The sequence below is a fragment of the Sphaerospermopsis kisseleviana CS-549 genome, from assembly GCF_028329225.1.
Classification (GTDB): domain Bacteria; phylum Cyanobacteriota; class Cyanobacteriia; order Cyanobacteriales; family Nostocaceae; genus Sphaerospermopsis; species Sphaerospermopsis kisseleviana.
On the sequence record NZ_JAQMTI010000233.1, the window covers coordinates 1 to 10,118 of the forward strand.

At 38.2% G+C, this 10,118-nt stretch carries 12 protein-coding genes; 7 read left to right on the top strand and 5 right to left on the bottom strand.

The genetic code is table 11. From position 1 onward, the window contains the following. Positions 1 to 248: 248 nt before the first annotated feature. Positions 249 to 428 (bottom strand): 30S ribosomal protein S21, encoded by a 180-nt coding sequence (gene rpsU / locus PN497_RS18045; RefSeq protein WP_008226419.1) that lies wholly within the window; start codon positions 426 to 428, stop codon positions 249 to 251. 326 nt (positions 429 to 754) lie between these two features. Between rpsU and PN497_RS18050 the strand changes: the two genes are divergently transcribed. The 3 genes from PN497_RS18050 to PN497_RS18060 are packed head-to-tail and all read left to right on the top strand — an operon-like array spanning position 755 to position 1,987. After that, positions 755 to 994: a hypothetical protein gene (locus PN497_RS18050; protein ID WP_272110742.1), complete on the top strand. Its 240-nt coding sequence runs from the start codon at positions 755 to 757 to the stop codon at positions 992 to 994. Further along, positions 994 to 1,725, top strand: a complete 732-nt coding sequence (locus tag PN497_RS18055) for an alkaline phosphatase (protein WP_272110744.1) — start codon at positions 994 to 996, stop codon at positions 1,723 to 1,725. The genes PN497_RS18050 and PN497_RS18055 overlap by 1 nt, the downstream gene beginning before the upstream one ends. Further along, positions 1,709 to 1,987, top strand: a complete 279-nt coding sequence (locus tag PN497_RS18060) for a hypothetical protein (protein WP_272110743.1) — start codon at positions 1,709 to 1,711, stop codon at positions 1,985 to 1,987. Before PN497_RS18055 ends, PN497_RS18060 begins: the two co-directional genes overlap by 17 nt. A gap of 273 nt (positions 1,988 to 2,260) precedes the next feature. On the opposite strand, the gene rsmI is transcribed toward PN497_RS18060, so the two are convergent. Together rsmI and PN497_RS18070 are read right to left on the bottom strand one after the other, a co-directional pair. Beyond that, entirely contained in the window at positions 2,261 to 3,118 is an 858-nt protein-coding gene (rsmI, locus tag PN497_RS18065; protein ID WP_096566039.1) for a 16S rRNA (cytidine(1402)-2'-O)-methyltransferase, read from the bottom strand. A 151-nt stretch (positions 3,119 to 3,269) separates the two neighbouring features. Further along, positions 3,270 to 3,911 carry a PH domain-containing protein gene (locus PN497_RS18070; RefSeq protein ID WP_236104057.1) on the bottom strand — a complete coding sequence of 214 codons (642 nt, stop codon included), beginning with the start codon at positions 3,909 to 3,911 and terminating at the stop codon, positions 3,270 to 3,272. Positions 3,912 to 3,959: 48 nt separating this feature from the next. Between PN497_RS18070 and PN497_RS18075 the strand changes: the two genes are divergently transcribed. After that, positions 3,960 to 4,871: a sugar kinase gene (locus PN497_RS18075; RefSeq protein ID WP_096566041.1), complete on the top strand. Its 912-nt coding sequence runs from the start codon at positions 3,960 to 3,962 to the stop codon at positions 4,869 to 4,871. A 45-nt stretch (positions 4,872 to 4,916) separates the two neighbouring features. Here PN497_RS18075 and rimM read toward each other — a convergent pair whose 3' ends face one another. Both rimM and PN497_RS18085 read right to left on the bottom strand, forming a co-directional pair. Continuing rightward, entirely contained in the window at positions 4,917 to 5,585 is a 669-nt protein-coding gene (rimM, locus tag PN497_RS18080) for a ribosome maturation factor RimM (RefSeq protein ID WP_096566043.1), read from the bottom strand. A gap of 5 nt (positions 5,586 to 5,590) precedes the next feature. Further along, on the bottom strand, positions 5,591 to 6,874 hold the full coding sequence (locus tag PN497_RS18085; protein WP_096566045.1) for a valine--pyruvate transaminase: 1,284 nt from the start codon (positions 6,872 to 6,874) through the stop codon (positions 5,591 to 5,593). Positions 6,875 to 7,219: 345 nt separating this feature from the next. Here PN497_RS18085 and PN497_RS18090 point away from each other — a divergent pair, with 345 nt between their 5' ends. The 3 genes from PN497_RS18090 (at position 7,220) to PN497_RS18100 (ending at position 9,971) form a co-directional block, all read left to right on the top strand. After that, positions 7,220 to 8,329 carry an S-(hydroxymethyl)glutathione dehydrogenase/class III alcohol dehydrogenase gene (locus PN497_RS18090; protein ID WP_096566047.1) on the top strand — a complete coding sequence of 370 codons (1,110 nt, stop codon included), beginning with the start codon at positions 7,220 to 7,222 and terminating at the stop codon, positions 8,327 to 8,329. A 270-nt stretch (positions 8,330 to 8,599) separates the two neighbouring features. Then, positions 8,600 to 9,109: a DUF29 domain-containing protein gene (locus PN497_RS18095; RefSeq protein WP_096566049.1), complete on the top strand. Its 510-nt coding sequence runs from the start codon at positions 8,600 to 8,602 to the stop codon at positions 9,107 to 9,109. 100 nt (positions 9,110 to 9,209) lie between these two features. Next, positions 9,210 to 9,971 (top strand): RNA methyltransferase, encoded by a 762-nt coding sequence (locus PN497_RS18100; RefSeq protein WP_096566051.1) that lies wholly within the window; start codon positions 9,210 to 9,212, stop codon positions 9,969 to 9,971. Positions 9,972 to 10,118: the final 147 nt, after the last annotated feature.

Below are 10,118 nucleotides of genomic sequence, written 5' to 3' on the forward strand. Positions count from 1 at the left end.
CCAGTCACCAGTCACCAATCACCAGTCACCAATCACCAGTCACCAGTCACCATTTTTGTTAGATGGAAAGCGATTTCCGCTAACTCCATCTAAGCAAGACAAAAGGCTTACGCACTAAGTTCCACCAATAAAATTACACCCCATCAGGGGTGTGTCGCAGCTTCCTGAATTATTTTAAGAACATGGTAAAGGTATTGTGCTTGATTTATAAGGATATCTCAAGCAATCCATTACTAAACCGAATAGGTTTATTTAAAACGGCGTTTCCGTCTAGCTGCGACTGCTTTACGTTTGCGCTTTTCCAGGGGGGTTTCAAAGTGACGATGATACTTTACGTCAGCCAAAATTCCAGCTTTGGAAACCTGGCGTTTAAACCGACGCAGGGCTGAATCTATTCCTTCGTTTTCTCCTAGAACCACTTGGGTCATTCTGGGTCTTTCCTCAATTTGTCAATTATCTCCATTGTAATATTAGCCGCAAACTTAGCAAAACTATATAGTGTCAAACGAGTTTGATCTTATTTTGGAATTAACTATCTTGCCCATTTAAGCTGATTCATAAATATTTTAAAATAATTAAAATTAATTTTAATTAAAATTTTTACATCCTTAACTTGTAATTAAAACATAATTTAACAAAAATTAAGAAATAAATAACTTTCAATTAACCTCTTGCCGTGACTTCTCTTAACAATTACTCATTTAAATGAGATCAAAATATATCTCAAACACTGAACTACTTATTCAGAGGTTTTATGGCTGGTAATCACGTCATTTTCATGCACCCAGATGGAACAAGTCCATCTCACTTTGCTTTTGCACGGTTTGTAGACCAAGGACCCGATGGGCGATTGAATTGGGATAAGATGTCTAATGCTGGTGTGTATCTTGGTCACATGGAAGACCAGTTAGGTGGAACATCTAACGCTGGTGCTGTGACTCACGCTACAGGTCTATTAGCACAAATCCTTTACAACGCCCCACGCAAAACCTGATTCAACTAGCTCAAAGTTTAGGTTATACAGTTGTTTATACAGCAGATCAACTCAAAAACTTACTTAATGCACCTACACCCCCAACAAAAGTGTTAGGTGTATTTGCACCTGTTCACACTTTTAACGATCGCCCAGAGGAAGTTTTAGCTGGACAGAGTTTACCTCTGTATCGGCAAACAGCCCCAACTATTGCTGAAATGTTGGATGTCACCCAGAAGTTGATGGAAAGACACCCCAACTTTAACAATGGTTCAATTACCATTGTGGAAGAAGAAGGTACTGATAACTTCGGTAATAACAACAATGCGGCTGGAACTTTAGAAGGTTTGCGTCGTACAGATGCAGCCATTGGGGTGGCATTAGATTTCATCGAAAGACATCCTAACACCTTGATGTTGACGGCTGCTGATAGTGATGCTGGTGGTTTACAAGTAATAGACCGCACTGGTGCAACCGTAGGTACTGTTAATAATAACCCCACTACATCAAACCGCAACGTACCCTTAGATGGACAAACCGGTGCTAACACTGCGCCTTTCGTGGCTGCACCTGATGCAGATGGTGATGTGTTCAGGTTTGGTGTTGGTTGGTCAGGTACACCAGATTTTTCTGGTTCTATTGTTTCTAAAGCGCATGGTTTAAATGCAGATAAATTACCTGCAACTTTAGACAATACCAAAATTTATGAGTTGATGTATGAGACGCTGTTCGACGTTGAACTACCATGCTGATGCCGAAGATCGTCCCACCACTAACCTGATTGATTTAGCAAAATCCTTGGGCTATACTGTGGTCTACACAGAAGAGCAAATGAACACTGCCGTAGCAAGTGCTACTGCTTCCACAAAGTTACTCGGAGTTTTTGCTGCAAACCACACCTTTGACGATCGCCGGGAAGAACAATTAGGATTAAACACTGCTAATCCCTTACCTCTCTACCTAAACACTGCACCTACAGTAGCGGAGATGCTAGAGGCATCTTTAAAAAGGTGATGGTTTTGGTTTTGATGATCTGACCTTGAGTGGTAATAATATTGCGATCGGTGCAACAACCGTAGCAATTTTGAATGGTGTTAACACTGCAAATTTAACTGCTGCTAACTTCGCTTTTGTTTAAAACCATTAGACATCTCTAAAAAAGTCGTAGGGACAATTCATGTAGCTTGCTTCCCGCAGGATACTGTCCCTACATCTTTTTCGGAAAAGTCTATTCATTTTCACCAGATGTCTATTAATCTCTGTGTCTTCTGCGCCTGGAGTGGTTCGTTATTCATTATCTATTTCAATTGTTAATGCCAACTGATATAATTTATTCCGAGAAATTGATATTTCTTTTGCTAATTGTCTACTTGCTTGAGAACGAGAAGCACCTTGTTTCATCATTGCTAATAGTTCGGCTTTGAGTTCTGCTTCTGTAATTTGTGGTTTGCTGGGTTCTATTCCTGCCACTAACAGGGTATATTCTCCTTGGGGTTCTTTTTGTTGATAATGGGCGATCGCCTCTGCTATTGTTCCTCGCCAAAATTCTTCATATAATTTAGTTAATTCTCTAGCTATTACTATCTGGCGATCGCCGCCAAAAATATCACCTAAATCTGCCAAAGTTTCTCGCAACCGATGGGGAGACTCATAAAAAACTAAAGTCCTAATTTCTGTTAACAAAGACTGTAAATATTCTCGTCTTTGTTGACTTTTTGCAGGTAAAAATCCATCAAATATAAACCGATTTGTGGGTAAACCAGAAGCACTTAAAGCGGTAATGGCAGCAGTCGCACTGGGAATAGGAACAACATCAATTTCTGCATCTACACAAGCTTTAATTAACTCATATCCTGGATCAGAAATTCCTGGCATTCCCGCATCACTAACTAATGCGATCGCTTTTCCATATTTTAAAGATTCTAATATTTCAGGAATGCGACTATTACGGTTATGTTCATGATAACTCATTTGGGGTGTTTTAATTTGAAAATGTTGCAGCAATTTTCCTGTATGTCTGGTATCTTCAGCCGCAATCATATCTACAGATTGTAATATTCTCACCGCCCGAAAAGTCATATCTTCGAGATTTCCAATCGGTGTCCCGACAATGTATAATGTTCCTGGTTTGGGTTCAGTTGCCATAATTATTATTTTCTAGAAGACAACAGGTAGAAGGCTGTTTTTGTGTAAGCATTCAGCCGTCAGCTATCAGCAAACAACTAAAAAAAATCAATAAAATTTTGCTTATTTGATAATAAACCTTATAGCTGATTACTGATAGCTGAATGCTTGCTTAATTATTAATAAACTTCTCAAAAATTTCCCCAAAATCTTTTCTCACATAAGTTTCATGGGCATATTTTAACCAATTAAAAGCATACCAGTTAATAGCCTTAAACTGTTCTTCTGAAGTGGAAATATTAGTTGCTCTACCTACTGTACTAGAAGCAGTATTTAAGCTAGTTTGAGCATATTGGTAATAAACTCCATTTTCTTTTTGAATGGAAGAAATTTTTACCAATGCTTTGTATAAATCTTTTAAGGGAGCAATAAAATTTTTTGCCACATCAATAGAATAGGATTTATCCCCCATAACAAACTTAATTTCAATATCTAAATCTACCGTTCCTGCGGTTTCTAACCTTACATCTCTAATGATATTTTGACTGTAGCTATAACGATTTAGTAACCGTTTTTTGCTCATGGCAGAACTACCATCAAGATGGATTAATGCTAAATTTGTAAAACAGTATTCATCAGTTTTTGATTTAATCAAAAAGTAGATTTTTTCCCCTTCTTCGTGCATTACGTAATCATCACTATCAACCTTATTATAATCTTCTGGTTTAATCACAGCACCAATATCACTTAAACCCAGTGCGTCCATTGCCATGTTCTTAAACATAATTTCTGTTTCTCCTGTATAATTTTCCAATCACCAATCACCAATCACCAATCACCAATCACCAATCACCAATCACCAATGACTAAATCAGCTTTATTTGTCGGTTTAATTACTTTAGATTTAATTTACCTTGCCCAATCACCACCCCAGAACAATCAAAAATTAGTTGCTAATGATTATACTGTAGCAGCAGGTGGACCAGCAACCAACGCATCTGTTACATTTAGTTACTTGGGTAATAAATCTCAACTTTTAGGTGTTCTGGGTTCTCATTCCATGACACAATTAATTACTACAGATTTAGCAAATTACCAAGTAAGAATAATTGACTTAGATCCTAATAAACAAACATCCCCACCAGTATCTTCAATCATTGTCACCCAAGGTACAGGAGAAAGAGCAGTAATTTCTATAAATGCCGTAAAAACCCAAGCTGATATTAACTCTATTCCTGATGATATATTAGATAATATTGATATTATTTTAATTGATGGACATCAAATGGCAGTAAGTAAAATAATTGCCGAAACAGCGAAAAATAAAAAGAAAAATAAAAAGAAAAATATTCCTGTTGTTATTGATGGAGGAAGTTGGAAAGCGGGTTTTGAAGAAATTTTACCTTTTGTAGATTATGCTATTTGTTCGGCTAACTTTTATCCTCCCAACTGCAAAAATCAAGCAGATATTTTTAATTATTTGCAAGGTTTTAACATTCCTTACATTGCCATTACTCATGGAGAAAAACCCATAGAATATTTAAGTAATAAAGAAAAAGGGTTGATCAATGTTCCCAAAATTAAAACCATTGATACATTAGGCGCGGGTGATATTTTTCATGGTGCTTTTTGTCATTATATCCTACAAAATAACTTTCCTCAATCCTTGGAATTAGCAAGTAATATTGCTGCGGAAGCTTGTAAATATTTTGGTTCACGTCGTTGGATGAAAAAATTATCAATTGTCAATTGTCAATTATCAATTGATCAGTAGGGTAGACATCTTGACTACCCCACAAGAATTTTTGATTAAATACTTCTAATCATTAATTGATAATAAACCAGGAGGAGGAGTAATTTCAATCCGCCGATTTTGCAAATCAACAACAGGAACAATTTCCATGACAAAAGGAATTAAAACAGTTTTTCCAGCTTTTTTTTCATCAAAAGCAGGATCAAACTTCACCTCTAATAAATCATGACCAGAAGGTAATAAATCTACAACTGTTCCGATTAAATCCCCAGATTCCTGCATGAAAACAGACAATCCTATTAAATCTATAACATGAAATTCCCCCTCTTCCAATTCTGGGCGATCGCTAATAGGGACAAACAACCGACAATCTCGCAGATTTTCCGCAGCAGTGCGATCGCTCACCCCTTCTAATTGAATCACATATAGATTCTTACCCTCAATATACCGCCCTTGTAACAACTCCACCGGTTGCGGTTCACACTCCCCTGGCCGCAACATCCAGCGAGTACCCGCCTCCTCAAACCGTTCCGGGAAATCAGTATTAGGATAAACCCGCACCTCCCCACCTAAACCTTGAGGTGCAACAATTTTACCAATCTCGATCCAGTGATCAAGATCGGGGACTGGGGACTGGGGACTGGGGACTGGGGACTTTTTCTTTTTTCCCCCTGCTCCCTGCTCCCTGCTCCCCTGCTTTCTTCTCTTCGTGTCCTTCGTGTCTTCGTGGTTCATTCCTCTTACACACTCACCGCTTCACGTTGATAAACCTGTTCTGCTACCTTAGCCAAACGCTGCATACCGATAGTAATTTCCTCATCACTACCAGTCAAACTGATACGCAGACATTGATGCTTGTGTTCCCACTCATCTTTTAAACCAGGGAAAAAACCACTACCAGGAACAATAATCACACCGACTTTCTTTAATTCCTGGTAAAATTCCCAGTCAGTCATCGGTAAATCTTGCAGCCACAACCAGCCAAAAATTGCACCTTCACCCCGATGTAAGAACCAAGGTAAATTTTTAGGCATAGCTGCTTCCAATGTACTTTCTAATACATCAAATTTATTCTTGTAGAAAGGTCTAATCACATTTTCCGCAATATCCGCTAATGCACCTGATTCTATCGCACGAGCAGCGATCGCCTGACCATATCTAGAAGAATGTATCCCTGCATTAGTTTGGAAACACTCTAAAGCTTGCAGCAGTTTTTCATCACCGATAGCTACCCCCAGTCTTTCCCCTGGTAAACCTGCCTTGGATAAACTCATACAATGAAGAATGTTATCACCAAATACAGGTTTCATCTCTGTAAAATTTAACGCTGGGAAAGGAGGCGCATAAGCTGAGTCTATCAAAACTGGTACATTGTAAGGTGCAGCTAAAGCGGCGATTTTCTCAACTTCATCATTTGTTAAAACGTTACCTGTGGGGTTACAAGGACGGGAGAAAATCACACAACCAGTATTTTCATTAATAGAAAGTTGGCTAAAATCAGGACGATATTTAAAACGATGATTGGCGCTGTCAATATCTAAAGTAGGTTTATAAGCAATTAACGCTTCTGGGCATAAACTCACCCCACCATAACCTGTATAATCTGGACTTAAAGGTAAAACAATTTCTTTTAAATCCCCATCATCAGTATAGCCACCGTAAGCGTTAGCAGCGTAGAAATAAATAGTTTGACTACCAGCAGTAACTAAAATATTCCGTTCTGTTAAATTTAAACCATAACGCTCGTTAAAATCCTTCACCATCACGGAAATGAAAGGTGCATAACCCTGAGAAGAACCGTAACGACAAACAACTTCACCATACTCAGAACTAGCTAATAAATCTGCGGTACAGTCACGCCATAACTGCTCAACCTCTGGTAAAATCAGGGGATTACCCGCACTCAAATTATACAATACCTGCCCCTGATTGGCTCGGAGTGTTTCATTAATATCTTTCATAATCGCTCTTACGCCAGTCAAGTTAGACATTTGAGTGCCGATTTTAGTAAGGGCAGGTTTCATCATGTTTGTTACAAAATAAAGGAATTGTTATTGAGATTTAGATTTTAACAAAATCTGCGAATCACCGTACCCGAAAATCATTGAAAAAACATTCAAAAATAATAACCCAAGTTGCTAGTTAGGAATAGGAGTCAGGAGTTAGAAGTAAACAATAAAACCCCAGTTTGTGAGACTGGGGGGTTTCTCTTGTAATCGGTACTAATGTACTATACGGTAATAGAGTTTGGCAAGCGATCGCTCAGAAAAAATCTTGAGTGAGTAGGTGACAGGTGACAGGTGACAGGTGACAGGTGACAGTAGTATTAACTTTAGATTAGATCAGTTAATTTAGGGGAGAAGTGAATAATGGAAGTGAAAGCAGCGATCGCTTACAGTGCAGGAAAACCACTAACCATTGAAACCGTGCAACTCCAAGGACCACAAGCGGGGGAAGTATTAGTAGAAATTAAAGCTAGTGGAGTTTGTCATACTGATGCTTATACCCTTTCTGGTGCAGATCCAGAAGGTTTATTTCCCGCTATTTTAGGTCATGAAGGTGCTGGTGTGGTTGTGGAAGTGGGGGAAGGTGTCAAAAGTGTTAAACCCGGAGATCATGTCATTCCTTTATACACTCCCGAATGTCGGCAGTGTGCATATTGTTTAAGCTTTAAAACCAACCTCTGTCAAGCTATTCGTGCTACCCAAGGACGGGGAGTGATGCCCGATGGTACGAGTAGATTTAGTATTGGTGGTGACATAATTCATCATTATATGGGTACTTCTACTTTTGCTAATTATACGGTGTTACCAGAAATTGCAGTTGCTAAAATTCGGGAAGATGCGCCTTTTGATAAAGTTTGTTATATCGGATGTGGTGTAACTACGGGCATAGGTGCAGTTATTAATACAGCTAAAGTTGAACCTGGTGCAAATGTGGTAGTTTTCGGTTTGGGGGGAATAGGTTTAAATGTGATCCAAGGGTCACAAATGGTTGGCGCGAATATGATTGTGGGTGTGGATATTAATCCCAATAAACGCGCCTTAGCTGAAAAATTTGGGATGACACATTTTGTTAATCCTAACGAAATTGAAGGTGATTTAGTTGCGTATTTAGTAGATTTAACTAAAGGTGGTGCTGACTATTCTTTTGAATGTATTGGTAATGTAAAAGTTATGCGTCAGGCTTTAGAATGTTGTCATAAAGGTTGGGGAGTAAGTGTTATTATTGGGGTAGCTGGTGCAGGTCAAGAAATTAGCACTCGTCCCTTTCAATTAGTAACTGGAAGAGTTTGGAAAGGTTCAGCTTTTGGCGGTGCAAGAGGGCGGACAGATGTACCGAAAATTGTAGATTGGTATATGGATGGAAAGATCAATATTGATGATTTAATTACTCATGTAATGCCCATTGAAAAAATTAATGATGCTTTTGATTTAATGCACAGAGGGGAATCAATAAGAAGTGTGGTAACATTTTAGGTAATGGGTAATTGGTGATTGGTAATTGGTAATTGGTAATTGGTAATTGGTAATTGGTAACAAATAATTACAGCCGTTTCCTAAGTTATGAGGTACAAGGCTAACAGGCAGGATGCCTGTTCCACAAGGGTTTTATGATTTCCGTTTGTACCTCACTAAAATGAAATATGCTGTATCTATGAACTTTCACCTGTCACCTGTCACCTGTCACCTGTCACCTATTCCATGATGTATATATTATAATTATTACAGTTCACCAGATTTTTGATTATGCAAGTTCCTAAAATTCAACCAACCGCAGCAAACCTGAAAGATCATTTTCAAGATCATCTCTATGAAATTGACTTTTATCAATGGACTCAACAACAAGCTAACTTTCTACGACATCAACAATGGCATGATTTAGACTTATCAAATTTAATAGAGGAAATTGAATCTTTGGGTAGAAAGGAACGACAAGAATTAAGAAACCGTCTGAGTATTTTAATCGGACATTTATTAAAGTGGGAATATCAGCCTAGTAAACGCAGTCGTAGTTGGTTAGCAAAAATTCGCATTCAAAGAAGGGATATTTTAAAATTATTACAGGAAAATCCTAGTTTAAAATCTCAGTTGGAAATATTGATGAGTGAAGCTTATGAAAATGCTAGAGATTTAGCATCAGGAGAAACTAATTTACCATTTTCAACATTTTCTGAACAATGTAATTATAGTTTAGATGAAATTGTCAAAGATAGCTTTTTACCCGGTGAACCTGCAACTGATGATTTAATAAAATAAACTTTATTTGGTAATTGGTAATTGGTAATTGGTAATTGGTTTATTAACTTTCCCCTGACTCCTGACTCCTGACTCCTGACTCCTGACTCCTTGATCTTTTATGACAACAGAAAAAACAACCTGCTCGAAAATAAAAATTATCTTAGTCGAACCAGCAGGAGAATTAAATGTAGGTTCAATTGCCAGAGTGATGAAAAACTTTGGTTTATGTGATTTAATCTTAGTAAATCCGCAGTGCGATCGCCTATCTTTTGAAGCCTTAAAAATGGCAGTTCACGCCAAAGAAATATTAGAAAATGCAGTCATAGTTGATACTTTACCAGAAGCATTAACAGGATGTACCCGTGCGATCGCTACCATAGGTAGAGATTATAGCGGAGAATTACCCTTAGAAAACCCCCGTCACGCCTTCCCCTGGTTATTAGCAGAACCAGAAAAACCCACAGCATTAATTTTTGGTAGAGAAGATCGGGGATTAACCAATCAAGAAATCAATTATGCCCAAAAGTTAGTATTTATTCCTACAAATCCCGAATACCCATCATTAAACTTAGCTACTGCGGTGTCAATCTGTTGTTACGAATTATCACAACTAGCGGAAAATTTTATCACCCAGAAAACACCGACAACAGAAACAGCACCCTTGGACACTGTAGAACCCTACTACCAGGAATTAGAATCTCTACTACTTGCCATAGGTTATCTTTATCCCCACACAGCAGCCAGTAGGATGGAAAAATTCCGCCATTTATATAACCGCGCCCACCTACAAACCACGGAAGTTGCTATGCTCAGAGGTATGATTAAACAAGTACAATGGGCAATTCAAAATTACAACAGCTTAGAAAACTCAGGACTATGATGGAACTATAGTCATCCGGTTTGATTTCTGAATTTATCTGTGTAGGCAGGCAAGAGGCAATAGTTCGACTTCGCTCACCAACCAGGCACTCATGCAAAAGGCTTTTAGAGAATTTTGGTGTACGGAGTTTTTTTCAATAATCAAATA